The following is a 23,896-nucleotide window of genomic DNA, read 5'->3' on the forward strand; positions in this document are numbered from 1 at the left end:
ATAATATAATGATTATATCTATATTCCTATGTAGCAAATATTTATCTATAAATAAATTGATTTATGTTGACTTCAAAAAATCGCCCCCGACTGTAATTCCATCACTTGAGATATTGCCAAAAACGGTCACAATCTTCCTCGAACCAATGTATGATTGAAAGGACATCCTTAAATATTTTTATAGACTAGGTCTCAGTCTCCATATCTATGATATAAAAACAGCTTCCACTCCGTGTCTTCAAAATGAGATATTCATATGCATCAAAGACAACTCTTATCAATCTATCCCTTCATTGTATGATCATGCTTCAATCGATTATTTCATATTATCACAAGGAGTGTAAGATAAATATCCTCTCTTCGAAGGATATACTAGACATAATCTTCGAGTATACTGTGTTGATTGTATATCTCTTCAATAAGAATCGATCAGGCTCTCGATACAATCATATGGATTATTCACATATTTATTTAAAATTCTATAAGTAATTTCATCGTTATGATCATGATAGGCATTTGGTATCAGCAAATATATTGGCCTATATGTTGAGGTTTATGTGTGTATTATTAAGAAGCTATATAATAAGTTTAATATGTCGTTCAATTTATAGGAAAGTTAGGAGTTTGAAGGAAGTAGTAAAATTCCCTCTTCGGACATGAGATACACGGACTTCCCACAATGGATATATTTATAAATTGTCTTTGCATATTTTATATTCTCTACGATAACCAAGTGTACGATGCTTGAGTGGGATCGGTGCGATCCGAATACACGCCTGTGGAGATCGCAACATCTGGCTTGTACGGAATATATCCATACAGGCAGAGGTCTCTTCGATGGAAGGAAGATCCGAAGATTCACCTGAGGAGTGGCTCACAGATAGCGACTATAAGCCGCATAAATTATGTTATTACGCTGCTTTGTATGAAAGCGTCGTTCCGACAAAGCCGTTCTTTATCGAGATTTTTATTCATTTTTTTGGTCTCTCCAGAACTATATTAAATTTCTTGACATCTAAATCAAACCCACTAAATTTCTGCTGAATAAACTCTTTTATGTCCGCACACGTCTTATCAACGATGTAAACCATGAGCCTTTCATCGCCAGTCATCACAGTAACTCCCTTCACCTTGTCATTGGACTTCATAAACGAGATAAATTCATTCATCTTTGATGGATTGATTACAAGAAAAAGCAGAGCTTCACAGCCATATCCCATCTTTGAATAATCCAATTCTGCTCTGCATCTTTCTATTATACCTCTCTTCTTCAGAAGTTCGATCCTATCCCTTACCGTCCAAATATTTGCGTTAAGCTCTTTAGCTATGTCTGAATATGTTCTAGAGCAATCTTTTTCTAGAAGCGCGAGTATCTCGTAATCCAACCGATCGATTTTAAAATCTTTCACGTTAAATTGATAGTATACAAGATTAAAATTTTTATCCAAGAGCTCGAATGATCGAATTGCTTCAACGTTTTTAAGCGGAGACTGGGATTTGGAAAAAACGATAAAATCGACAGCTTCAGCAATAATATACACGAACGTTACTGAATGTAAAGATCTACGGACATGCAAATGATGACTATAATGATTATCTTAGCTATAAGATCGAAGCTGTATCCAAATGAAAAGCACCTACGCAGCCACAGGCTGATATGCAGCTATTTTCTTTGAGAACGTGATGCATAATGAATTATTCATAGGACATGGAGAAATTATTCCTTTACTGTTTCGATATAGCGAAAATGCTGATCGCTCTCAAAAATATCTCTGGTTATACATTGTAAATTTCCAATTACTAGAGGTGTCCCTGCAATTTATAATAATGCATTCAAGAAGTTCTTTCAGAGCAGTGCCTGGAATCCAATACGCTTTCTAAGATCCTCAGATAGAAAAACAATAGCAATGGAGAATACCAAGATGGGTGTGAGATATAATAATATATAGAGATCACAGCCCATGGAAGAACGTCAAAAACGGAATTGATAAAGGCAGAGTCTGTATAGTCAGAATTTGCGTCTGTGAAGTTTATAATCTAAGATTTGCATATAACATATCGGTATCAGCGAAGACCTCTTCGCTGAAGAATAATTTGCTTGAGTTATATTCAAAAGACAGATGAATTCTGGCAATTTACTCATCGGTATAAAAATAGACTGGATGTAATGATATTTTGTGAAGTATGTGCCAAGATTATCGCAATCAATTAGGAAATAAGGCGAAATAAGGACAATATTTGTTAAGAATTCTTAATTATTTGCCATCAATATTTTATTATGCTTCAGAAAGTTGATAAAGAAAATAATAAAGATCACGAAACATCCATGGATTTGGATAAAAATAATATCATTAAAGTATTATTTCCAACGAGGTGTAATGATGATCTGATAACCAGTATCTATGCTTTTATTAAGATGTTTAGTGGTAAGATAAGTGTGGATTTCCTAAACATTCTGCCACCCACAGAAAATGGCCCATGCATGAAAAAGAATATAAAGAACTCAATGTACGATAGAGCAATAGCAGAAAAAGAATTATATAAGTTTGTAAAAAAATTACCTAAACGCGAGAATCTATTCTACAATTACAGGGTAGCTGAAGGAGAGCTCTCCGACATTATATTAAATTTGTCCGAGGAAGGTAATTACAACATGATTGCGATAGAAGCAAAGGAATTTTGCTCTCACGCCAACAATATAATTGACGTAATGAAGCTATTGGATTCTGTCGGAATACCCATCATCTTTTTCGAGTGGGGTAAAGGTGACTCAGAAATTCATAACTATAAAGACGTGGAGGAGGTGAAGGTCTGATGTCGAAAAAGGAAAGTATCGAGGGAGTTAATTTTTATGGATCAGAAAAACTTCCAGATTCCACAGAACTGATAGCACAATTTCAGAAGATCGTTGATCATCGGTTTGCCAGATTTATTATGACAAAATTAACTGATCAGAAAAAGTTTGAACACCTTCTTGGTGTGTTTGCTGGAGTCGAAGAATCATCAGGAATAAAGGAATCAACTGAAGTTAAAATGATAGAAACCGCCCTCAAAAGGGGCATGAAGACATTTCATGTCGATGGCATGGATACTATCAAGAACGCACTCAAAGAGAAATTTGTCAGGAAAGGTGTAGCACTTACCTTGAGAAGCGTGGCTAAATATGGAATTACGAAACCACAGATATTCGATGCACCGCTTATGGTAGTATGGAACACGACAAAACAGTGTAATTTAAATTGCCTACATTGTTATGCTAATGCAGGGATTAAGCATTCAGACGAATTGACTCTAGAACAGAAGCTGAGGGTAATAGACATGATGGATGAAGCAGGTGTGACGATGATAGCTTTTTCCGGTGGTGAACCACTTATTAGCCCTGATTTCTGGAAAATCGCTGAATATGCCTCCAGCAAAGGATTCTATACAACGATAGCGACGAATGGTACACTACTTACTAAAAGTGTCGTGGATAGGCTTGCGGAGGTTGGAATAAAATATGTAGAGATAAGCTTAGATTCTCCAGACCCAGAAGTTCATAACAAATTCCGCGGGCAGCAAATGGCATGGGAGAGAACAGTTCAGGGAATAAAGAATGTTGTTGAAAAAGGAGTTTTTGATACCGCTATAGCTACTACTGCAACGAGATATAACTACAAACAGATGGACAGAATGCTGGATCTCGCCATACAGCTCAAAGTCAAGAAGTTCATAGTGTTCAACTTTGTACCCACGGGAAGAGGGAAAGAAATAATAGATGAGGATCTTACGCCCAAAGAAAGGGAGGATCTTTTAAACTTTCTCTATGATAAATGGCAGCAGAAGGTTGGTCCAGACATATATTCAACATCACCAGAATATTCAAGAATAGGCATAAACAAGATTCTAGAGGGGACAGGTAAGACCTATTCTCCAACTCACTTTGCCACCATGGAAACAGGTTCAAACGGGATCGCTATGGCTGAATTTATAGGAGGCTGTGGAGCAGGTAGGGTATATGCGGCTCTTGAAGACAACGGTGATCTTGAGCCCTGCGTATTTCTACCCATACGAGTAGGCAACGTCCTAAAAGATGGCCTTAAGAATATATGGGAAAACTCAAATGTACTGAAGGACCTTAGAGACAGAGATCATCTTGAGGGGATATGCGGAACATGTCCATTCAAATATTCATGTGGTGGATGCAGAGCACGAGCATATGGGTATTATGGTGACTATATGCAGTCTGATCCAGGATGTCTCCTTAACGAGAGTGCTTATGAGGAAATAGTTTTCAAGTTGCATCAAGAGCCGGTAAGAGTATGAAAATACTACTACTTTCCCCACCTACTGATTCTGTTATAAAATCGGTCATAGGAACAACTGGGCCCCCTCTTGGGCTTGCGTATTTGGCGTCAGTTGCTAGAGATCAGGGAGAAGAAGTAAAAATTATTGATTCTATTGCTATGGAGTATTCGCATGGAGATGTCAAAAACCAGATAAAAACATATGATCCAGATTTCATAGGTATAACATCAACAACCTCCATGATACCTGATGTCTATAATATAGCAAGATTTGCGAAGATGCACAATAATGAGGTTAAGATAGCGGTCGGAGGCCCGCACGTCACATTTACTCCAGATATTACGCTTGAGGAATCGCCAGATATAGATTATGTGGTTATTGGAGAAGGCGAGCTAATATTCTCCAATCTGCTACAGCATCTCGAAGGAAAGAAAGATATAAAAAAAATAAAAGGAATAGCCTATAGGAGCTCAGAAAAAATAGTGATCACGCCACCAGAGGATCTGATAAAAGATATAGATACCATACCAATGCCAGCTATAGACCTGCTTCCCATGGATCGTTACATGGCCGGCAAGAAGAGATTTGGAACCATAATGACATCAAGAGGATGCCCATATAATTGTATATTCTGCTCATCTTCACTTCAGTTTGGCAAGAAATGGAGAGCCCATAGCACCGAAAGGGTGATGGCTGAACTCCGCAGATTGGTTAATGATTATGGTTTGCATGAAATAGAGTTTCTTGATGACACATTCACACTCAACATGAAAAGAGCTTCAGAAATAGCTCAGAAGATAAAGGAAGAGAAGTTGGATATCCACTGGTCAGCATCAGCAAGAGTTAACCTCTTCAACAGCGAAATCGCTAGGGCAATGAAGGAGGCAGGAGCGCACACTATTTACTTTGGAATAGAGTCGGGAAATCAGAAAACATTGGATTTCATAGGCAAGGGTATAACATTGCAACAGGCCGTAGATTCGGTGAGGAAAGGCAATGAGGCAGGGCTGAATACTTTAGGATCGTTTATAATTGGTTTCCCCGATGATACTAGAGAAGATGTGCGCAATACTATACGCTTTGCAAAGAAGGTAAGAGTTTTGCTTGCACAATTCACCATCGCAACTCCATATCCAGGGACTAGATTGTGGCATCTTGCAAAGACTAGGGGTATAATCAAAACTTTAGACTGGAGGAAATACACAACATTGAATCCTGTTATGAAACTTACTAACTTCACAGATTCCGAAATACTAAGATGGTTAGGAAAAGCATATGTTAGTTTCTATCTAAGGCCAAGCTATCTTTTACACGATCTGATCAAGGATCACGGCTTTGTATTCAAAAGAATAATACCGTATTATTCTAAAGCTATAACAGCTTTCAAACATGATCGGGCTCTCACTGATGGCCATACTAAAACGACTTCATAAAGTATCTATTTTTTTTGAAAGGCACATATAAACATTTGTTCATTTATTAACGGGAAATTACGTGTTTTGACGCCACAATAAAATAAATAACTTTGCTGCGAGACATGTGTGGTTTTACCTGCTGAAAAAGCTTATCAATAGTTCTTGGACATCTTTACACGAGCACTGCGATAGCCAGGCATTATGACACCGCAAAGTAGGATCAGTACCATCTGAATTCATGCCTTTTTGGATCGAAATACCCATAACCATATCACTGTACATGATTCACAATAACTTTTTCTCGCAAAGTGAAACTGCAGTTTGGCCGCAAGGGAATAGGGCTAGGTCTTCGAATAAGGGGGATCTGATGCTTTAGCCAAGTAGTAGCTCACTGGATATTAAAAATAAAATAAATCTACAGACGCCAATAAATTTTTAGATACCGCATCGCAATTTAATGTTCAAACACCATATTAAATCTAAATTATTGTGTATAAAGATTTTGAACTACATCTCGATCGAATTTCATGGACAATGAATATAAGGAGATAAGAAATTTTGCAGAACACTCGCTCGGTGAGATGCCACAAGTTATAGAATTACTTTTTAAATTGGACAAAGAGTCGGCGATAGAGCAGTTCACTCAGAACCAAGCTCTATATCTAGGAAGAAAAGCTCTTCCTCTTAAGACAAGGATATTGATAGCTATTTCTGTAGCCCTAGCAAATGGACCAAAAGAGTCTGTGATGATACACTACAAACTTGCCAAGAGATACGGAGTCGAATCGCTTGAAATAGTTGATGCTATGAGAGCGACGAAAATGGCGCTTATGTCATCCACCTTGGACAGTACTGATATTCTTATAGATCAGTTTAATAATGAGGAAAGATCATCTGATGATGAAGGCGTCTCATTACTGCTAAAAAGTGTAAAAGCTGAAGCTGGTATAGTTCCGGATAGAGTAATCACAGCTTCCAGATTTTCCTCGGCTCTTGTAAGGGAACATCTAAGGGAAAAGAAGGCAATGTTGAAGCCAGTCAAGTTATCCGCCAAGGAAATATATGCCATAGCCTTTGCAGTCAGCGCCTCGATAAGAGATCGTGAGTGTGAAAAGGTATACCTAGATCAGTTCGTGAAAAATGGCGGAAATAAGGCTGAGGCTGAAGACATTCTCACTATAACAAGATTTCTATCTGGCAATCGAGCCTTTGTAAATGGCCTTAACGTATTAAAAATATTGGTAAAATAAAATTAGTATATATGAATATTCTTTAATATCGTTGGAAATAGTGATTACCATTAATCAGCAAGCATGTCCAGATCTAGTCGATCGCAAGCAATATAGGCCATTCATAAGATAATGAAATATGCATAGGTCGTAAAAATAATAAGAAAGGCAATATCATAAAAATTGAGCGGTCAGATGATTTATAAATTTTTATTAAACGCTCGAAACAAAACATATTATTTTTCTTCAAATATATCTTCAGCACCCTTTTTTGTTTTTCTGACGACGATAACCGGTATTCTTGCTTTAGATATCAGCTTGAGAGTTACACTGCCAATGAAGAAATCTGAGATATATGCATAGCCCCTGTGGCCTATGAGAATGGCGTCAAATTCACCGCTATTCGCCATATCAATAAGTACGCTTGCAGGATCCCCATCGGTTATTGTATACGCGATTTCCTTTGCTTTAACATTCAGATTGTTTATGAGATCGTTCATTTTTTGTTCAGCTTTTTTTCTAGCATATTCGATACTATCGGCATCCACAAAATCCTCAAGTTCTTTCATCCCTAGCGGTATCACATATACGAACTCTATTTTGTCGACATCTGGCAATATTCTAAGGCCCGCCTTAACAAAGTCTTTAGAATCGGGTGAGAAATCCACCGGAATCAGCAATTTAACCATTATCTAGCACCTCCTATTGACTCAACAACTTCTGTCATCTCCTCCTGGAAGACAGCATCTTTTCCCTTGATTCCAAAGAAATGTGCTATCCTTGGACGTAGCTTTATGTAGGTTATAAGGAATATTACTTGAAATATGGGTAGCGTTCCTGGTGCTATAGCTACTAGTGGCGAGAACGCAGTGGCAGCTATCGCTACAGCAGTCCCCTCATTCTTACCTATGCTTGGGAATAGGGCGGCCATCGAATCCCAGTAATTGAATTTAAGAGTTTTCAAAATAAACGTCATGAATATAAGAGAAATAGTACCAAAAGCAATGGCAGAATAGAATACACCCATAACCGCCTGGATATGCGATATTACCATTTTCGAGTCTCCAAAGAATATAACAAAAATGATCATGAACATGCCTATCATCGTTATAGAAGAAAATACTGGGCTTATCTCTCTGAATTTCTGTTTTCCAAGCTTTTGTATGAGGCCTTCATGCGTAGGAATCCCTATGATCAATGGTGCAACAATAATTTCCAATATGGTTATTATCAGCATCATTATGGATACATGTATATGATAAGCCGCGCCATATGCGCTTGCATAGAGAGGTATCAATGGGATTCCTACCAAAAATGTTATTGCGACCAAAGCTGTAGAAGCCTCTATGTTACCCTTCATTAGGCCGACATATCCAACGCTCATGGATGAGCATGGAACAAGCCAGGCGAGAAATAGTCCAAGTTTAACAAGAGGATTAGTGACAAAAAGATCACCAAGAAAAATGGCCATTATAGGTCCCCAGCCAAAATTCATTAGTAATACGATGGTAAGGAGCTTCCAGTTTTTCATTGCTTTTCCAAGACCACGGAAATTCATCATCACCATCATTGGGAATATCATTATTATTATAGCGGCGAGTTCTAGAATTTTTATGACTGATCTATTAAGTGCAACCCAATGATAGTCGTAATAACCCACAATCAGTCCGAGGATTATAGCTATGCCGACATATATTGCTAGGAATTTATCTAGATGATCTCTGACCTTTACTAGCCTACTCATTTCGGACATGAGGGTTGGAGATTGAAAAAATACTTAATGATTATATACAAAATTTGTGTCCAGTCTTTTATAGGGATTTATATGGCTTGGGTAGAAGAAGGCTGGAGATTGGTATATGGCTCTTGATAGATCTTATTAGAAGCAACATCGCACATAGGAATCATGCTATGTCCTTAGAACGCCCCAGAAATATGATTCCAAATGGAGATTAATTTGGCATTTTATGGTATATCGAACATATGGCACAAGTGCTTGCTAGATATTCTTAAATATTTAGATATAAATTATATAAATATGACCGCACAACAGGAAGATATTTATCCTTCCCTGGCACCACTGGAGATCAAAGATTTTGAAGGACCGGCAGAGATATATCAGGCCCTATCCTCAAAGATCAGATTAGCGATGATCTATCTTATGAAAAAATATGGTAAGGTTTATGCACAACAATTAATGGAAGCATTAGATATATCACAACCCTCCATAACATCCCATTTGAATAAACTTTACAGATCGGGAATTGTAACGAGAGATGAGGGAAAAAAGTTCACATTTTACCTAATAAATACGAAATATACCTTTTTGCTGGAGCCATTCTTTCGGGAAATTCAGGATATAGAAGAGTCGAAGAAAGGGATACAGCTATAAAATTGAACGTTAAAAATGAATAATGGTGGCTTTGGGGAATCTGTAATTTTCAAATGCTTTACCGATGAGATACACGGACGCCTCTCAATGGAGATATTTACGGATATATTCATCATCTCCATAATAATTGATAACAGCTGCCAGAGTGAAGCTGTATCTAACGCATAAGGATGCAGAAAAATTGTTACTGAACTCTGGATCATGATCTGAAATTATCCGATCGTATATACCACTGTGATGCATGCGGTTTAACGATCGACAGGGATTACAACGCATCGAAGAGCATAAAAAGATTGGATTGACAAAAGTAGGATCGGTGCGATCCGAATATATGCCTATGGAGATCGCTACTTCGGGCTTGTACGGATGTTCGGAGAGGCAGAGGTCTCTCCGATGAAGGGAAGCTCAGATGCTTTAGCTTAGGGGAAGCTCACATCTCAGAATGTTAGAAATCTTGTTACGCGATCAATCATGATGCCAAAACGAGGTAGGTGGTAAGTGCATCCCTGTTCTCCTTGACATCATGAACTCTCAGTATTGATACTCTGTTTTCAGCCAGGTATATGCTTGTGCCGATGGTGCCGGCAAGCCTGTTTTCAACCTTCTGCCCCGTTATCATACCTATGAAGCTCTTTCTAGAGGTGCCGACAAGCAGTGGAAAGCCTATGTTGAAGCTCTTTATATTTCGGAGTATCTCCACGTTGCCCTTTATATCCTTCGCAAATCCTATGCCCGGATCGAGTATTATGCGATCGAAGCTCACATCGTTCTTCAAAAGCGCCTCTGTCCGATCTGCCAGAAATGCAGATACCTCGTATATTACATCATCGTATGTGGTCATGCTCTGCATGTTCTCCGGGGTACCTCGCATATGCATGACTATACAGTTCAGACCGGAATCCTTAGCTATTTCTATCATCCTGCGGTCTGTGAAACCAGATATATCATTTATGTAATTTATCTCGTACTTTGTCAGGCCGTCTATGACTGACGGATGCCTGGAATCTATCGATATTGGAATATCTGAATAATCCCTCACCATCTTCACGATGGGAATCAGCCTATCAAGCTCCGTCGAGGGATCGACTCCTTTGCTTCCTGGCCTTGTGCTCTCCGCCCCTATGTCGATTATATCCGGTTTCTCGTCTATCATCTTGAATACCAGATCGGAATGGCCAAGCACACGGCTTCCGGGATAAAATGAATCCGGGGTTGCATTGACGATGCCCATTATCTTTGGTATGGCCGGTTTTTCATCCAGGGCCTTGAATATGGCCGCAGAGGCGTGGTCTTCATGACCAGGATTGATGGAATAGAATTCCATTAGGTCTCTGAGCAGTTTCTGATCAGCCCAGACCAGATATTTTTTCTTTCCGGATTCTGTGATCTCTTCATGATCAACCGGCGGGACTTTGTCTGAAAATATCTCAAACTGGAACTTATTTCCGGATCTCGCATACGATCCTCTACGCGGGATGATCAAGCCACCCATATTCCCTGATTGAACGATTTATCATATATCTTAGGTTTGATTATTTGGCAATCTGATCCACCAGCATAACGCGTCACACCATATCTTGTCCGGATCCATGAAATATAAGCATTCGCATTTTTCATTAAAGGCAAAAAATGGTTGCAAAGGACGATCCATGACGAACCAAGACTATAGGATCATTCTTTGAGTGCATTCTCCAGATCAGCTATAAGGTCTTCAGAGTCCTCTATCCCTATGGAGAATCTTACAAGGTTATCGCTTATTCCCATTCTTTCCCTCTCCTCCTTTGAGAGCGATGAGTGTGAAGTCTCAGCCGGGAGAGTTATCAGGCTTTCCACCCCGCCAAGGCTGGCAGCCACCATCGGTATCTTGAGTTTTCTCAAGAATTTGTGGACATCAATATCCTTCCTTATCTCGAAGGATACCATCCCTCCGAAACCTGAAAGCACCTTTTTTCCGATGTCTGTGTCAGGATAATATACCATTGAAACTGTATCGCTGTTCCTCAGGAATTTTGCTATCTCTGATCCGTTCCTGTTGTGCTTCTCCATCCTCAATCCCAGAGTCTTCAGGCCCCGCAATGCTAGATAGGCCTGAATAGGATCTGGGTTTGATCCGAAGGTCTTTCTTCTGATCACGATGTTGTTGAATATCTCCCTATCATTTGTGCCCACAACACCCATAACTATATCGCTGTGGCCGCCTATGTATTTTGTGGCACTGTGTATAACCACATCCGCCCCCAGATCAAGTGGATGCTGGTTGTATGGCGATGCAAATGTGGCATCCACTATTATGATGGGCTTTCTGGCATGATCCGATACAGATTTGATATCTGGCACCTTGAGCGTGGGATTTGTAACCGATTCCATATAGATGGCATCGTACATTGACTGGTCGAAATCAAGTTCGTTCATCCTGTCCGTATCTATGTAGTCAACCTTTATTCCCATATCGCCGAGTACCTTGTTGAAGAAATAGAGGGTCTGCCCATAGAGGTCAGATATGGAAAGTATCCTGCTCCCAGGATGTAGCACACCAGCTATAACGGACGTTATCGCACCCATACCTGAGGAAAATGAGAGTGCATATTCACACCCCTCAACTGCGGCGTACTTATCTTCGAATGCCTGCGTAGTAGGGTTTCCCCATCTGGTGTATATGTACGGTTCATTCCTTGTATGATCTATGTAGGCACCTTCTACCGGATTTGGATAGATGAAGGTTGATGTTTCGAATATGGGTGTCGTTACATTTCCAAACTTTGGATCTCTCAATTCTCCTGACTGAACAGCTCTCGTGTTGAAGCCTTTATACATATTGGATACCATGATTCTGCATGCCAATGTAGGATAACAACGTTTGTGATTCGAACCGAGACGGTGAATCACTGTGGTTCTATTTCATCCTTTGCAGAATGCCGCTTCTCTGCTCCACTTCAGTACATTTATTATCATGTGGTATCTATCCACCTGAATGTTCATAGCTATTGAGGGCATAGACGGTGCCGGTAAAACAACGCTGGCGGAAGGCATATATCAGCTGCTGTTGAGGGAAGGTTACCATGTTTACCTTACCAAGGAACCAACCGACGACATCGATAATTACAAGGGTGATGCCGTCGAACTCTTTCTGAAATTCACTTTAAACAGGTACAGGCATCAGTTTGATCTGATTGATCGCATTAACAGTGGCTGCATCGTTGTGTGCGACAGATACATACGATCTTCCTATGCATATCAGTTTCAGGGAGTGCAGGAGTTCTTCGGTGATGCGGGTAAGGCGAGACAATGGATGGATGAGGTCTCGAAGATAATCAAGCTGAGGCCCGATGTGCACATATACGTGGACATAGACGTGGCCACGGCCATGCAGAGAGTCTCCAGAAGGGGAATAAGGAATCTCGGATTCGAGGATGAGGAAAAGCTGAGGCAGGTCCGAGACATTTACGAAAGCTTCCAGTGGGATATCAAGGTGGACGGGCATAAGGATAAAAAAGAAATGATCGAAGAGGCATTCAGCAGATTGAAGCCCAAGATAGCGAACCATCATAGAATTGATATTTAGCTGGTTTGCGGCACCCTTTTTCATGATATGAATTTAAGATTGCAGTCGGTATACCTTAATTGACATCATGAAAAGTGTATGTGTGCTCGTATCAGGTACCGGAACTACACTGCAGGCAGTTATGGATGCGATCCAAGAGGGAAAACTGGATGCGAAAATATGCAAGGTGATAGCGGATAGGGATTGCATGGCCATAGAACGGGCAAAGACCGCTAACATCAAGACAGCCATCGTCAGGAGAGGTGTAAATTTTCATATCGATCTCCTAAGGGAGATGGAGGAGTCTGGAGCTGATCTCTTCCTGCTCGCCGGGTTTCTGAGCATATTGAGTCCTGAGGTTATCCAAAGGTTCAGAAACAGAATAATTAACACACATCCAAGCCTGCTTCCTTGCTTTGGCGGTAAGGGCTTCTACGGTAGAAAGGTTCATGAAGCGGTGATAAAGAGTGGCGCAAAGATATCAGGATGCACTGTACATTTTGTCACCGAGGATATAGACGGCGGTCCGATAATACTCCAGAGGGCGGTTCAGATAGATGATATCGATACGCCAGAATCACTTGAGAATAAAATACATGCTATAGAGCATTCTGCTGTTATACAGGCACTTCGCATAATAATGTCCGGTAATTACATCATTGATGGAAAACGTGTGATCTATCCATGAATAGCCACTCAGGGTGTTTCATGACGGCTGTCACCTTCAAATTTCATAGAGGATGAAGGATCAGATAGCTGCACGTCTAATGAGGGGAATCCTCTGTTAACCTGGAATATTTATGAATCAGAACGCTTTCCTTGATCCATTCTCCGTATTTAATCTCAGAATATCCGTGATAAGCGATGGCTGGGAAATCTGAACATATCGGCGCTGAAACCTGCTTCATATATCTAGATGTAATCGTCTTCAGAAAACAATAGGGTATCTATATATCCAAATTTACCATTTAAAAAATGGTGGGATCACTATGATGAGAACGCATCTTCCTGAAAAATGATGAAAGACGGGCAGGCTGAGTGATCTCACTCATTATCATAGAACGAGTGAAATTCTTCTCTTTTTTTCTCAGCGTTGTATATGTATATGTGATCTCCCTCATCCATGGTTATCTTATGTGTACCGTCGCAGTAGGGTTTATGCGAAGAAAGACCACATCCGCATATATGCACTTCTTTATCTCCAACCTTGACCACGTATGGGTGGTCTCTCTCATGCAAAACTAGTCTTGCCATATCATAGTATAGAACATTTTGCTAAAAAAGAATGTGTAAAGAAAAATGGACAAACCTCGTCATTTTATACGCTCTACGTTGAAGGACCCAAGCGTAAAGGTACTGTCCTCAGGATATATCCTCACCCACTCCTTTGTCCTTATGCGCTTCAGCGTAAGAACCCTCATATAATCCCTATCGCCATCATTTTTAAAATGAACAGCGGAATCCATAAGATAGGCGAACCATTCCGTTCTTTCCGCAGGTATAAAATCGTCTACAGCGTATAAGGATACGAGGGATCTCTTCCTGTTCATGTTTATAAGCTGTATGAAGAATCGATCCGCATTCTCATCCTGCGATAGAAGATACCGCGTAGCCGAAAGCATCACGAAGACATAGCTGTCCATCTTCTGCACTGAGGCAGATATCTGCTTCAGGACAGACGGGATGTTACCCGGATCTTCCAGCACCTCGGTGTTGGCAGGCGGAGAGATCTGAAACGGCTTGGCGAACCCATCCAGTATGTGAATCATATCTGTGTTTGTACCGTTTCTGGCCAGATCCACCATAATACCATCGGAGGGAAAGTCAAAGTCAGCCAAGATAACATTATTCCCACTGTTGGCAGCATTCCTTATAAAATTATATATGAAGCTCCTCTTCTGTGAGAAATTATTTCCCCTGACCATTATATTGTCATTTCTGTCGAATCCGCCATATAAAAGTTCGTCAAGGCGTTCAATGCCTGTGGATACTTTCACTGTTTTCTGCAATCCTTCTTGGTCAGGTGCCATATAAAAAAAGAATATGTTCTCATATAAAAATTATTTTTGTTGGTAGGGCTTGAAGGTACCTGAAACAACCCATGGCGGTTCCTTATCGTCGAAAGGTTCCATACCGGATACCTGGTATTTTTCGACTATATCCTCATTCACTCTGGCCACTCCAGGTTCCCCTGTGAGGGAGAAGTATCCATTTTCCAGCTTGTATCCTCCAGATACGAGCTTCTTCTTCCAGTCAGGCCAGAACATCTCAAAGCTCTCCTGTATGATGAAATTCGTGATAGTGGTGTCAAGATTCAGGGTTGCAGCAGTCTGTATTGGGCCAAAAGCATTATGTGGCGCCACAGGAATACCGAACCCATCAGCAATAGCCGCGATCTTCTTCCCCTCAAGAATACCTCCAGAATTCGTCAGATCAGGCTGAATTATGTCCACAAGCTTCTGCGATATGAACCTTGCAAAGATCTTCTTATTTAGGACACGCTCCCCCAGGGCAATAGGAACTCTGTAATAGTTCTTGAGATCGAGAAGGTCATGATCTAGATCGGGATGAAGCGGTTCCTCATAGAAGAACGGATGGTATTCCTCCAGGGCCATTCCCGCCTTTATCGCAGCTATCTTTGAGAACCTGCCATGATATTCTATAAGCAGATCGATCTTATCTCCGAGTTCGGATCTCAAGGTACCAACTATGTTCTTTGCGTTCTCCAGCCCTTCATTTGATATAGAATCATAATTGTCTCCAAATGGATCAAACTTCATGGCGGTGAACCCCATCTTCACGACTTCCTTAGCCTTCTTGAGGAAGTCATCGGGAGACACACAGTCATTGTACCAGCCGTTCGCATAGGCCCGCATCTTCTTATTAACCTCACCGCCCATAAGCTTGTATACCGGTGCGCCGAGCTGCTTTCCTATCAGATCCCATGAGGCGATCTCAAAAGCGCTCAATGCGGATGTTGCCTCCATGGACACTGGCAGATAGAAGGAGTTTCTGTAAAAGTCAAACACGTTCTGCTCAACGTTGAAGAAATCCTTTCCATTGAAGACTCTTGCCACTTCCTTCATGCTTTCCAGTACAGGCAGCGTCATTAGGGTAGTTGGCGCCTCTCCATATCCTACGAGGCCGTCAGCAGTTGTTAATTTCACCAGCAGTATAGTGGAGCTCCATGGAGAAGAAGTCTCACGCGATTTCTCTCCCATCTCTATAATTTCAATATTTTTGATGGTAGAATTCATGAATGAGATATCATCTCATTCCTTTTAAAGATAGTGTTGAGATTCCGCTTTAAGCAGTAAAACTCAACGTTTTCAGCGATGCAGGATTGCTATATCCTGTGCGATGATCGAATTGGACTGCGGATCAGGAATTTTGGGGATAATCGTATGTCATTGTTCATGTTCTCGCGGAAAAATTAAGATATATATTGATCATAGCTGAACGGGATCGCCATGACCCGGCAGAACACGGTAACCCTTCATTCCCTTTATTATTTCAAGGGATCGTTGGGCGCTGTTGATCTCGTAGGTAAAGCTCTTGTTGATCTTCAGTACACCGCCGGATTCAACCGCGGCATCTCCGCTGAACAGCAGATGAAGATCCTCAACGATATAAGATGTGCTTCCTATGGTATGGCCTGGTGTGGCCATCTCCTCCACTCCTGGCACATCAGCCTTTGAAACTGGTTTGACATCCTTAACAGGGTCGAACTTCATTATGGACGTTACCATCCTGCCAAGGAAAGATCTGGGTTTAGGCGGATCTTCCTCGCCAGTTATGATCTTTATCTCCAGGTCTGGTACGTATATCTCGGGATTGAACCTGTCCGCTATCTCCTTAAGGCCGCCAATGTGATCCGCATGATGGTGCGTTATCAGAACAAAATCAGGTCTGGTGTTATTTCTGTCCAGAAAATCTATGATCTTCTTTCCACCTCCGGCGGTTCCAGCATCGATCAGGACTTTCTTTCCCTCTATGATGATAAGGTAAACGTTGGCCATCACTCCATCTATTCTTTCAACAGCCCCGTCTATCTTCATAAAGTATACATCTTAAAGCATTATAAAAACGTTAAAGACGTCGTTTAAAACTCAAAGGATATAGAAATATCTTGAGACAGCAGTATGACAGAATAAAAACAGGATAAAATTTTGGCATAGAATATATACGAATTATTTTAATATCGAATCCGATATCGGTATATGGTTTCGATTGGGTCGGACGACATACATAATTACTACGTTGGAACGAAATTTCAATTTGCATATTATTTCAGAAGCCGCAGATTCATTGGGCTTCTCATATTTTCAATATTCATAACCGTACTCATACTGTTCCTTGATCTGCATTATAATTATTCAGTCCTTAAGACTGAAAATTCAGCAGAATTCTTCGCGAATTATTTCTCAAACGATATAATTGCTTTTTTTGCAATACTGGCAGCCTTCTTCGGCGGTGACATGATCTCGATGGATCTGGGTACAAGCACTGCTTTTTATACACTGGTGCAGCCTATAAGACGCAGCGTTCTATACCTAGGCAGATATACGGCTGCCTTTCTCTCGACACTGGCGTTCGTCTCCATAATTTACATAGGTGCGATCGCTGGTTCTCTCTATCTGTATGGGATGGTATCCAATCTGATACTGCCATCATTTGGATTTGCGCTACTCTATATGCTTGCCCTCATATCATTTGCAACGCTCTTCAGCGCCATATTCAAGACCCCAAGCATAGGTCTGGTGGTGTCAATACTCTTCCTGATTCTTGTTTATCCAGCTGTTCAGGGTATATTATCAGCGCTGGCAGGTATAAACCCATGGATGTTTGTAACATACGCTGGTGAGATGATATACCTTGTCTTTTCAAAGAATTATGTGGTTTATTCTGTCACACATACACGTTTTGCTTACCTATATACATTCAATCCTACAGGCAATGAGGCCATACTCATTATGATAGGTTACATAATAGTATTTTCGCTGATTTCGATGATCGTGTTTGCAAAGAAGGAGATAAAGGGATGAACATGGCTTCAATCGAATTAGTAAATGTCTCGAAGGAATTCGGGAAATTCAAGGCTCTCGATAACGTGTCGTTTAAGTATGAAGGTAACGGTGCAATAGGATACCTTGGCCCAAATGGGGCAGGCAAAACAACAACACTCAAGATTCTTACGAACCTCTTAAGACCAACCTCCGGAAAAGCCACGATCAATGGTATAGATGTTAATAGGAACCCCGTAGAGGCATTTAAAAAGATGGGTTCTGTTATCGAATCTCCATCTCCATTCCCCTATTTTACCGTTGAAGACTCGCTTATGTTTGTGGCTGAATTGAGGAGGCTAGACAGGAAGGACGCCAAAGACAGGATCGAATATTACGCCAAGGCGCTGGCTCTTCCAGATCTGAATAGGAGGATAGGGGATCTGTCCAAGGGCCAGAGACAAAGGGTGGTTATAGCCTCTGCGCTTTTGCCAAATCCAGAGGTTTTACTGCTTGACGAGCCAACCAGTGGCCTTGACCCATTTGAAATGAAGATAATTCGTGATATGATAATAGAGATGAAGGACGATAAGCTAATTCTCATGAGCTCTCATCTCCTTTCAGAGGTAGCGGAAGTATGCGACGAGGTCATATTCATAAATCACGGTAAAATACTCGCCAGAGACAACGTAGCAAACATATCCAGAGAGTTCAGGGCAAAAGCGGTGATCGTTGAATTTCTTGATCCAGTTGATGAAAAACTGATCTCTGCCATAAAGGGCATGGGCCTTGACATAGAGAAGAACAACGGAAATTCAGTCATTATAAGATACAACGGCAGCAATGATCAGCGTGCAGAAATATTGAAAAAACTCATCAATGTTGGGAATGTGATCAGATACGACAGCGTAGGTTCAGAATTGGAAGAAGCGTATATTTCAATCCTCAAAAATGGAAGTCAGTAGTAACCCCTAAGGGTTACGCCAAATTTGGGTATTTCAACTCCACTGCCGTTCTCGACATGCCCGATGACCTTGACAGGAACCTTGCCCTTCAGGGCATTCATTATGTCTACCTTTTCGTCTTCATTTATAACTAGTACAAAACCGGTCCCCATGTTGAAGATCTCGAACATCTGATCGTAGTTCAAATTGCCCATCTCCATCAGCCTGATGAAGACATTCTGCGGGTCAAACGGATCGTCTATAACGTACCTCATATCCTTCATCCTGGTTATGTTTTTGAAGCCGCCTCCAGTTATATTCGCCATTCCCTTTATAGATATTATGCCCATGATGTCTAGTATCTCACGCACATATATTCTCGTGGGCTCAAGAAGAACTTCATAGGTTTTCTTTGAGTCGCCTGGAAATGTATCTTGAAGGTCCAGGTTGTTATCAGCTATTATCTTGCGTACCGTGGTAAAGCCATTGGAATGGAGTCCGCTGCTTCCAAGACCTATTATCACATCCCCTTCTCTGATATTTGATCCTGTTATTATCTGATTCTTCTGCACAATGCCTATTACGGATCCTGAAACGTCCATGTGTTTAACCATATCAGGCAGGACAGCGGTCTCGCCACCGACTATGGTTATATTCGCCATCTGTGCGCCTACATTGAAACCCGTTCCGAGCTGTTTTGCGATCTCGTCATCCATTTTGTTCATTGCCAGATAGTCGACCATGGCTATGGGTTCGGATCCAACGGTTATGGCGTCGTTGACATTCATGGCAACGCAATCTATGCCTATAGTATCGTACTTGTTTACGGCCTCGGCTATCATTGTTTTGGTGCCTACGCCGTCATTGTTGAAGGTGATCCCAAAATTTCCCATATCTATTATCGATGTGAAACCCCCTATATAGCCTATATTTTTGAAATCGTCACGATGAAATTTTAATTGTCTGATAAAGGTATTGACGAATTCGCCCTGGAGTTTCCTATTTATGATCCCGCCTTCAACCTCACTCATAATATGGGTATAACTTCATTTAATAACTTTGTTGTGACACTATCAACGATTATATATAATGCTTATTCCTTTTATGTATGAATATAGATATTAAGGCAAATGTCAGATATAAATATCAGATATGTATTATGCATCACACATAGTAAGATCAGTATCATAACATCATGGTGGTATAATGGGAAATGGTATAAACGCAGGAAGAAAATTACTGGAAACAAGGAAGAAATTTAGGTGGTCTGATAGGGACTATAAGAGGAGGGTTCTTCAGCTTAAGCGAAAGAGTGATCCGCTTGAGGGCGCACCTCAGGCCAAAGGAATCGCTATCGAAAAGGTTGGAATAGAGGCAAAACAGCCCAACTCAGCGATAAGGAAATGTGTGAAGGTTCAGCTCATAAAGAATGGAAGACAGATAACGGCGTTTGCTGTTGGTGATGGTGCCATAAACTATATCGATGAGCATGATGAAGTTACCGTTGAGGGTATAGGCGGAAGGATGGGCAGAAGTAAGGGAGATATACCTGGAGTCAGGTATAAGGTCGTTGCAGTTAACGGCATATCACTCAAAGAGCTTGTTAAGGGAAGAAAGGAGAAGACGGTGAGATAAATGCTGATGTTATTCAACAAATATGACGTGAATACCGTGGAGATCCATGATCCAGGCATGGTGAAATATATAAACGTGAAATCGGCTCTTAACCTGCATACTGGAGGCAGGTTTTCATCATACTATGCCGGTAAAATAAACATGAATGTTGTGGAAAGACTGATAAACAAACTCATGAGAAGCGAAAAGTGGACGGGCAAGAAATACAGCGCCTATAAGATAACGGAAGAGGCATTCCAGATAATTGCAGAGAAGACGAAGCAGAATCCGCTTCAGATCCTCATCAACGCAATAGAAAATGCCGGACCGCGTGAAGAAGTGACCAGACTGAAATACGGAGGAATAGCCGTACCAAAGTCCGTTGATGTTTCGCCGTCCAGAAGGGTAGATGAGGCACTTAGAAATATAGCGACAGGAGCCACCAACGCCTCATTTAAGAGCAAAAAATCCATAGTAAACTGTCTTGCGGATGAAATAATGGCAGCTGCCAGAAACGATCCAACGTCCTATGCGATAAGCAAGAAGGAGGAGATAGAAAGGGTTGCGCAGTCAGCCAGATGATCTCCCATCTGGTTTTACTTAAATATTTTATTTCCATCTTTCATCCAGATATTCCATTTTAAACGGGAGTTGCGAGTTTGTGTAGGCTTTGAAACTTTAACATTCGATAATCAGGCATTCGGATCTTCTTCAGCAGGAATATTTAATGAAAAATAATTGCAAGACTCATAAGAACGTGATCGCTGCGATCCGAATACTGATCTGTTTAAATCACGATAAAGTGCACATGCGGAATATATTCGTACATGCATAGGTTTTTCACTGAAGGTAAGATTAGATGATTAGGCTGAGAAGCAAATCATCGTATGTAGAATATATTAGAATAGAATCAATAAAAATCAAAAATTATAAAAAATACCCTTACTGCTGGTATTTTATCTTGCTTGAAGCCCTGAACACGAATTTCTTCTTGGACGGGACCTCAATTACCTTCTTTGTCTGCGGGTTCCTTGCCTTCCTCGGACCCTGCGTTCTTCTCTCGAATATTCCAAAGCCAGCAAGGTTTATCTTCTGGCCGCCGTTGGCCTGAGCGACTATCTCATCCAGAAAAGACTTTATTACGGTTCTTGCCACTTTCTGGGTGGTGTTTGCCTTCTTTGCTACCTCCTTGGATAGCTCACTAATTCCTACCATCTTTTACCACCTATATGATAATAACATAGGAAGTATTAAAATATTTCTATCATGTTTTAATTAGAATAAAGCGAATACGCAGTCTGCCAATATTCATAATTTATAATAAAAATTATGCCGATTAATTATTTACTACAGGTGCAGAAAAATCAGTATTTATTCATATTTCACAATTATTCATAAATATGCGATATGCATCCTATTATAAATATTAAATAGTTCTGCTCAGAATATGTCTGACATTAGGTATTACAAGAATTTTATTAGCATTCACGGACACCTCTGGGGTGATCGAGAATCGCAGATAAGTCAACAGTAATTTATATCACTTAAAAATGGAAGCCTATGAGCATAATTGGCGTATTACTTGCCGTACTCATAATACATGTGTTTGCAGCAATGATATTCATTGGTGGTTCTCTGTTCATATGGTTCATCGTGTGGCCAGCTTCATACAAGGCCACATCAGACGAGAGCGAGAGGACAAAGATAGTTGGTGTCATAGGTCGATATTTCGGATGGTGGACAGATGCAACTGTTGCAATACTGCTGGTCACAGGGGCATATCTTGGGTATGAGTATGTTGGCGGCAATCTCTCGCTGCTGACAACGACACTCGGTGGGCAAATACTGCTCATCAAGGTGATAATCGTATGGATAACCATTGTTCTTATGTATGCCAACAATATATATCATGGTAAACTGATAATGAGGCTGGCAGAAGAGAAAAAGTATGATGAGATGAAGAGGATAAGAAAAATAACTCACACTGCATCATTCATAACACTGGCTCTACTGCTCGTAATAATGGGGCTTGCCGTTGCTCTGCAGTTCTTCATGCCTGCCTAATCTTTTGTCATCAATTTTTTTCTTTCTTTTGCAGAATATCCTGTGAGTTTTTCTATGAAATCATTGTATTCCTTTATAACGGACAATTTATCTGCGCCGCTATCGTAATCCCCGGTATTTACAAGCAGCTTCTTTTTGTCAGGTTTTATCTCTATTCTTGAGATTCCCGGTATAGAGGTTATTATCAGATCTCCCTCTGTTTTCACCTCATATCCAAGCTGAGATATCTTTGCCTTGACCCCCTCATAGTCCGTTGGAAAGCCTCTCTTTACAGGATAATCTCGCATTCAATCACCCGATACAGGTTTCTCAGCGATCTTCTTCCTCTGCATCTTTTTGAAATAGGATCTCACATATATTATTTGCATGTACTGTGCATCGTGCTCCAGCAATGGAGAAGATGATATTATGGTCATATCATCTGGATAGTCTATAAGATACTCAGAGAGTGTTTCAAACTTCAGAGTTCCATGTTTGATAGCGGTCAGCCTCCTCTCCTCGTTGTCCGTGAATTCTACACCAGAGAATTCCGTGTAAAGATCATATTTTGCATATTTTTTGAATTCGTTTATGACATTTTCAAAATCCTTTATCTCAACGAGGGATCCTCCGGTTATGGCATGTACGTGTGCGAAATTCAGGATTGGCTCTATGTCTATTCTCTTTGCTAGCTCAATGACCTCTTTTACTGTCCCAAAAACTTCCTGCTTTCCAGATGTCTCAACACCAATGTATGGATAACCATTCTCGGGAGAGAATTCGCTCAATATATCTGAATATACCTCTGCGAATTTATTCAAACTATCCTTCTTGCTCCCATGATAGAACCCAGAATGCGTTACGATGCGCCTCGCTCCAAGATATTTTCCAAGAATAAGCGTCCATCTCAGGTGATTAATCGATTTTTCGGCTATGTCTGGAGATCCTATAAGATCCATGTAATATGGTGCATGCATCGATAGTGTAACGTCAAGTTCCTTTGCCAGTTCGCCCCCAGTCTCAAGTTCATCATAATTCTTTGCCATGTTCCAGAAAAGCTCCTGCACTATGTCATCTTCCTCTATCTCTGTGTCTATGCCCACGCTCCTGTAGTTCCCGTTTTCATCCTGTCTCAGGACATCTATTATTATTGAATCCTCAACATCGTAGGGTCTCAAACCAGTATACTCTTCGGCAGAATTCTCCTGGACGTTGACGCGGAGCAGCTGCACCTCAAGTGCATTCAAACCCAGGTTATGCGTTTCTTCGACTGAATCTATAAAAGTCCTTCCCTTACTTGTGAGTGGGATCCCAGCAATACCGAATCTTATCATGTATAACCTTAATATTGCTATTTAATTGACCTATAAATATCTGACCATCATCGTATCAATGCGTAAAAAACATTCCTGGTCTGACATTTCGATC

General features: G+C 40.8%; 26 protein-coding genes. 13 read left to right on the top strand and 13 right to left on the bottom strand.

Going from position 1 to position 23,896, the window contains the following annotated elements:
- Positions 1–971 precede the first annotated feature (971 nt).
- A complete protein-coding gene (locus DMB44_RS00405) occupies positions 972–1,409 on the bottom strand; it encodes an Lrp/AsnC family transcriptional regulator (RefSeq protein ID WP_161952067.1) in 438 nt (145 codons plus the stop codon).
- 869 nt (positions 1,410–2,278) lie between these two features.
- Here DMB44_RS00405 and DMB44_RS00410 point away from each other — a divergent pair.
- The 4 genes from DMB44_RS00410 (at position 2,279) to DMB44_RS00425 (ending at position 6,952) form a co-directional block, all read left to right on the top strand.
- On the top strand, positions 2,279–2,815 hold the full coding sequence (locus tag DMB44_RS00410) for a hypothetical protein (protein ID WP_110640097.1): 537 nt from the start codon (positions 2,279–2,281) through the stop codon (positions 2,813–2,815).
- Complete coding sequence (locus DMB44_RS00415; RefSeq protein ID WP_110640098.1) at positions 2,815–4,305, top strand: radical SAM/SPASM domain-containing protein; 1,491 nt, start codon at positions 2,815–2,817, stop codon at positions 4,303–4,305. The genes DMB44_RS00410 and DMB44_RS00415 overlap by 1 nt, the downstream gene beginning before the upstream one ends.
- Positions 4,302–5,720 (top strand): B12-binding domain-containing radical SAM protein, encoded by a 1,419-nt coding sequence (locus DMB44_RS00420; RefSeq protein WP_110640099.1) that lies wholly within the window; start codon positions 4,302–4,304, stop codon positions 5,718–5,720. Before DMB44_RS00415 ends, DMB44_RS00420 begins: the two co-directional genes overlap by 4 nt.
- Positions 5,721–6,229: 509 nt before the next feature.
- Positions 6,230–6,952: a carboxymuconolactone decarboxylase family protein gene (locus DMB44_RS00425; protein WP_110640100.1), complete on the top strand. Its 723-nt coding sequence runs from the start codon at positions 6,230–6,232 to the stop codon at positions 6,950–6,952.
- Positions 6,953–7,167: 215 nt separating this feature from the next.
- Here the strand turns inward: DMB44_RS00425 and DMB44_RS00430 are convergent, their stop codons facing one another.
- Both DMB44_RS00430 and DMB44_RS00435 read right to left on the bottom strand, forming a co-directional pair.
- Complete coding sequence (locus tag DMB44_RS00430) at positions 7,168–7,620, bottom strand: universal stress protein (protein ID WP_110640101.1); 453 nt, start codon at positions 7,618–7,620, stop codon at positions 7,168–7,170.
- Positions 7,620–8,684 carry an arsenic resistance protein gene (locus DMB44_RS00435; RefSeq protein WP_110640102.1) on the bottom strand — a complete coding sequence of 355 codons (1,065 nt, stop codon included), beginning with the start codon at positions 8,682–8,684 and terminating at the stop codon, positions 7,620–7,622. Before DMB44_RS00435 ends, DMB44_RS00430 begins: the two co-directional genes overlap by 1 nt.
- 285 nt (positions 8,685–8,969) lie before the next feature.
- Between DMB44_RS00435 and DMB44_RS00440 the strand changes: the two genes are divergently transcribed.
- Positions 8,970–9,323, top strand: coding sequence for a helix-turn-helix transcriptional regulator (locus tag DMB44_RS00440; protein WP_161952068.1), 354 nt, complete (start codon positions 8,970–8,972; stop codon positions 9,321–9,323).
- Positions 9,324–9,547: 224 nt separating this feature from the next.
- Positions 9,548–9,625 (top strand): zinc ribbon domain-containing protein, encoded by a 78-nt coding sequence (locus DMB44_RS09725; protein ID WP_369907608.1) that lies wholly within the window; start codon positions 9,548–9,550, stop codon positions 9,623–9,625.
- Between the two features lie 167 nt (positions 9,626–9,792).
- On the opposite strand, the gene folP is transcribed toward DMB44_RS09725, so the two are convergent.
- Both folP and DMB44_RS00455 read right to left on the bottom strand, forming a co-directional pair.
- On the bottom strand, positions 9,793–10,815 hold the full coding sequence (gene folP / locus DMB44_RS00450; RefSeq protein WP_110640104.1) for a dihydropteroate synthase: 1,023 nt from the start codon (positions 10,813–10,815) through the stop codon (positions 9,793–9,795).
- A gap of 179 nt (positions 10,816–10,994) precedes the next feature.
- Positions 10,995–12,149 (bottom strand): PLP-dependent transferase, encoded by a 1,155-nt coding sequence (locus tag DMB44_RS00455; protein ID WP_110640105.1) that lies wholly within the window; start codon positions 12,147–12,149, stop codon positions 10,995–10,997.
- 145 nt (positions 12,150–12,294) lie between these two features.
- On the opposite strand from DMB44_RS00455, the gene tmk reads away from it, so the two are divergent.
- Both tmk and purN read left to right on the top strand, forming a co-directional pair.
- Complete coding sequence (tmk, locus tag DMB44_RS00460) at positions 12,295–12,885, top strand: dTMP kinase (RefSeq protein ID WP_110640106.1); 591 nt, start codon at positions 12,295–12,297, stop codon at positions 12,883–12,885.
- A gap of 67 nt (positions 12,886–12,952) precedes the next feature.
- Entirely contained in the window at positions 12,953–13,552 is a 600-nt protein-coding gene (gene purN / locus DMB44_RS00465; RefSeq protein ID WP_237265192.1) for a phosphoribosylglycinamide formyltransferase, read from the top strand.
- Between the two features lie 356 nt (positions 13,553–13,908).
- Here the strand turns inward: purN and DMB44_RS00470 are convergent, their stop codons facing one another.
- From DMB44_RS00470 to DMB44_RS00485, 4 genes are all read right to left on the bottom strand, one after another.
- A complete protein-coding gene (locus DMB44_RS00470) occupies positions 13,909–14,118 on the bottom strand; it encodes a CDGSH iron-sulfur domain-containing protein (RefSeq protein WP_110640108.1) in 210 nt (69 codons plus the stop codon).
- Between the two features lie 59 nt (positions 14,119–14,177).
- Positions 14,178–14,894: an RAD55 family ATPase gene (locus tag DMB44_RS00475; RefSeq protein WP_110640109.1), complete on the bottom strand. Its 717-nt coding sequence runs from the start codon at positions 14,892–14,894 to the stop codon at positions 14,178–14,180.
- Positions 14,895–14,924: 30 nt separating this feature from the next.
- Positions 14,925–16,121, bottom strand: coding sequence for a mandelate racemase/muconate lactonizing enzyme family protein (locus DMB44_RS00480; protein ID WP_110640110.1), 1,197 nt, complete (start codon positions 16,119–16,121; stop codon positions 14,925–14,927).
- Positions 16,122–16,313: 192 nt separating this feature from the next.
- A complete protein-coding gene (locus tag DMB44_RS00485; protein ID WP_110640111.1) occupies positions 16,314–16,922 on the bottom strand; it encodes an MBL fold metallo-hydrolase in 609 nt (202 codons plus the stop codon).
- 162 nt (positions 16,923–17,084) lie between these two features.
- Between DMB44_RS00485 and DMB44_RS00490 the strand changes: the two genes are divergently transcribed.
- Both DMB44_RS00490 and DMB44_RS00495 read left to right on the top strand, forming a co-directional pair.
- Positions 17,085–17,909: an ABC transporter permease gene (locus tag DMB44_RS00490; protein WP_110640112.1), complete on the top strand. Its 825-nt coding sequence runs from the start codon at positions 17,085–17,087 to the stop codon at positions 17,907–17,909.
- Positions 17,906–18,832 (top strand): ABC transporter ATP-binding protein, encoded by a 927-nt coding sequence (locus DMB44_RS00495; RefSeq protein WP_237265193.1) that lies wholly within the window; start codon positions 17,906–17,908, stop codon positions 18,830–18,832. The genes DMB44_RS00490 and DMB44_RS00495 overlap by 4 nt, the downstream gene beginning before the upstream one ends.
- Here the strand turns inward: DMB44_RS00495 and purM are convergent.
- A complete protein-coding gene (gene purM, locus DMB44_RS00500) occupies positions 18,826–19,842 on the bottom strand; it encodes a phosphoribosylformylglycinamidine cyclo-ligase (protein ID WP_110640113.1) in 1,017 nt (338 codons plus the stop codon). The two genes, DMB44_RS00495 and purM, sit on opposite strands and share 7 nt — an antisense overlap.
- 175 nt (positions 19,843–20,017) lie before the next feature.
- On the opposite strand from purM, the gene DMB44_RS00505 reads away from it, so the two are divergent.
- Entirely contained in the window at positions 20,018–20,446 is a 429-nt protein-coding gene (locus DMB44_RS00505; protein ID WP_110640114.1) for a 30S ribosomal protein S12, read from the top strand.
- Between the two features lie 6 nt (positions 20,447–20,452).
- Complete coding sequence (locus DMB44_RS00510) at positions 20,453–21,007, top strand: 30S ribosomal protein S7 (protein ID WP_201796908.1); 555 nt, start codon at positions 20,453–20,455, stop codon at positions 21,005–21,007.
- Positions 21,008–21,367: 360 nt separating this feature from the next.
- On the opposite strand, the gene DMB44_RS00515 is transcribed toward DMB44_RS00510, so the two are convergent.
- The gene (locus tag DMB44_RS00515; RefSeq protein WP_110640116.1) at positions 21,368–21,640 is read right to left on the bottom strand and encodes an HU family DNA-binding protein; all 273 of its coding nucleotides are present in this window, start codon (positions 21,638–21,640) and stop codon (positions 21,368–21,370) included.
- Between the two features lie 345 nt (positions 21,641–21,985).
- On the opposite strand from DMB44_RS00515, the gene DMB44_RS00520 reads away from it, so the two are divergent.
- Complete coding sequence (locus tag DMB44_RS00520) at positions 21,986–22,489, top strand: CopD family protein (RefSeq protein ID WP_110640117.1); 504 nt, start codon at positions 21,986–21,988, stop codon at positions 22,487–22,489.
- On the opposite strand, the gene DMB44_RS00525 is transcribed toward DMB44_RS00520, so the two are convergent.
- Both DMB44_RS00525 and DMB44_RS00530 read right to left on the bottom strand, forming a co-directional pair.
- Positions 22,486–22,776 (bottom strand): DUF5611 family protein, encoded by a 291-nt coding sequence (locus DMB44_RS00525; protein ID WP_110640118.1) that lies wholly within the window; start codon positions 22,774–22,776, stop codon positions 22,486–22,488. The two genes, DMB44_RS00520 and DMB44_RS00525, sit on opposite strands and share 4 nt — an antisense overlap.
- The gene (locus tag DMB44_RS00530) at positions 22,777–23,802 is read right to left on the bottom strand and encodes a TIM barrel protein (RefSeq protein ID WP_110640119.1); all 1,026 of its coding nucleotides are present in this window, start codon (positions 23,800–23,802) and stop codon (positions 22,777–22,779) included. It lies immediately after the preceding gene.
- Positions 23,803–23,896 lie beyond the last annotated feature (94 nt).

It is taken from the genome of Thermoplasma sp. Kam2015 (assembly GCF_003205235.1).
Taxonomy (GTDB): domain Archaea; phylum Thermoplasmatota; class Thermoplasmata; order Thermoplasmatales; family Thermoplasmataceae; genus Thermoplasma.

What these genes read in the sequence shown, in the direction of transcription:
- DMB44_RS00410 (WP_110640097.1), top strand. Translation starts at nt 2,279, where the DNA reads ATGCTTCAGAAAGTTGATAAAGAAAATAATAAAGATCACGAAACATCC.
- DMB44_RS00415 (WP_110640098.1), top strand. Translation starts at nt 2,815, where the DNA reads ATGTCGAAAAAGGAAAGTATCGAGGGAGTTAATTTTTATGGATCAGAA.
- DMB44_RS00420 (WP_110640099.1), top strand. Translation starts at nt 4,302, where the DNA reads ATGAAAATACTACTACTTTCCCCACCTACTGATTCTGTTATAAAATCG.
- DMB44_RS00425 (WP_110640100.1), top strand. Translation starts at nt 6,230, where the DNA reads ATGGACAATGAATATAAGGAGATAAGAAATTTTGCAGAACACTCGCTC.
- DMB44_RS00430 (WP_110640101.1), bottom strand. Translation starts at nt 7,620, where the DNA reads ATGGTTAAATTGCTGATTCCGGTGGATTTCTCACCCGATTCTAAAGAC.
- DMB44_RS00435 (WP_110640102.1), bottom strand. Translation starts at nt 8,684, where the DNA reads ATGTCCGAAATGAGTAGGCTAGTAAAGGTCAGAGATCATCTAGATAAA.
- DMB44_RS00440 (WP_161952068.1), top strand. Translation starts at nt 8,970, where the DNA reads ATGACCGCACAACAGGAAGATATTTATCCTTCCCTGGCACCACTGGAG.
- folP (WP_110640104.1), bottom strand. Translation starts at nt 10,815, where the DNA reads ATGGGTGGCTTGATCATCCCGCGTAGAGGATCGTATGCGAGATCCGGA.
- DMB44_RS00455 (WP_110640105.1), bottom strand. Translation starts at nt 12,149, where the DNA reads ATGGTATCCAATATGTATAAAGGCTTCAACACGAGAGCTGTTCAGTCA.
- tmk (WP_110640106.1), top strand. Translation starts at nt 12,295, where the DNA reads ATGTTCATAGCTATTGAGGGCATAGACGGTGCCGGTAAAACAACGCTG.
- purN (WP_237265192.1), top strand. Translation starts at nt 12,953, where the DNA reads ATGAAAAGTGTATGTGTGCTCGTATCAGGTACCGGAACTACACTGCAG.
- DMB44_RS00470 (WP_110640108.1), bottom strand. Translation starts at nt 14,118, where the DNA reads ATGGCAAGACTAGTTTTGCATGAGAGAGACCACCCATACGTGGTCAAG.
- DMB44_RS00475 (WP_110640109.1), bottom strand. Translation starts at nt 14,894, where the DNA reads ATGGCACCTGACCAAGAAGGATTGCAGAAAACAGTGAAAGTATCCACA.
- DMB44_RS00480 (WP_110640110.1), bottom strand. Translation starts at nt 16,121, where the DNA reads ATGAATTCTACCATCAAAAATATTGAAATTATAGAGATGGGAGAGAAA.
- DMB44_RS00485 (WP_110640111.1), bottom strand. Translation starts at nt 16,922, where the DNA reads ATGAAGATAGACGGGGCTGTTGAAAGAATAGATGGAGTGATGGCCAAC.
- DMB44_RS00490 (WP_110640112.1), top strand. Translation starts at nt 17,085, where the DNA reads ATGGTTTCGATTGGGTCGGACGACATACATAATTACTACGTTGGAACG.
- DMB44_RS00495 (WP_237265193.1), top strand. Translation starts at nt 17,906, where the DNA reads ATGAACATGGCTTCAATCGAATTAGTAAATGTCTCGAAGGAATTCGGG.
- purM (WP_110640113.1), bottom strand. Translation starts at nt 19,842, where the DNA reads ATGAGTGAGGTTGAAGGCGGGATCATAAATAGGAAACTCCAGGGCGAA.
- DMB44_RS00505 (WP_110640114.1), top strand. Translation starts at nt 20,018, where the DNA reads ATGGGAAATGGTATAAACGCAGGAAGAAAATTACTGGAAACAAGGAAG.
- DMB44_RS00510 (WP_201796908.1), top strand. Translation starts at nt 20,453, where the DNA reads ATGTTATTCAACAAATATGACGTGAATACCGTGGAGATCCATGATCCA.
- DMB44_RS00515 (WP_110640116.1), bottom strand. Translation starts at nt 21,640, where the DNA reads ATGGTAGGAATTAGTGAGCTATCCAAGGAGGTAGCAAAGAAGGCAAAC.
- DMB44_RS00520 (WP_110640117.1), top strand. Translation starts at nt 21,986, where the DNA reads ATGAGCATAATTGGCGTATTACTTGCCGTACTCATAATACATGTGTTT.
- DMB44_RS00525 (WP_110640118.1), bottom strand. Translation starts at nt 22,776, where the DNA reads ATGCGAGATTATCCTGTAAAGAGAGGCTTTCCAACGGACTATGAGGGG.
- DMB44_RS00530 (WP_110640119.1), bottom strand. Translation starts at nt 23,802, where the DNA reads ATGATAAGATTCGGTATTGCTGGGATCCCACTCACAAGTAAGGGAAGG.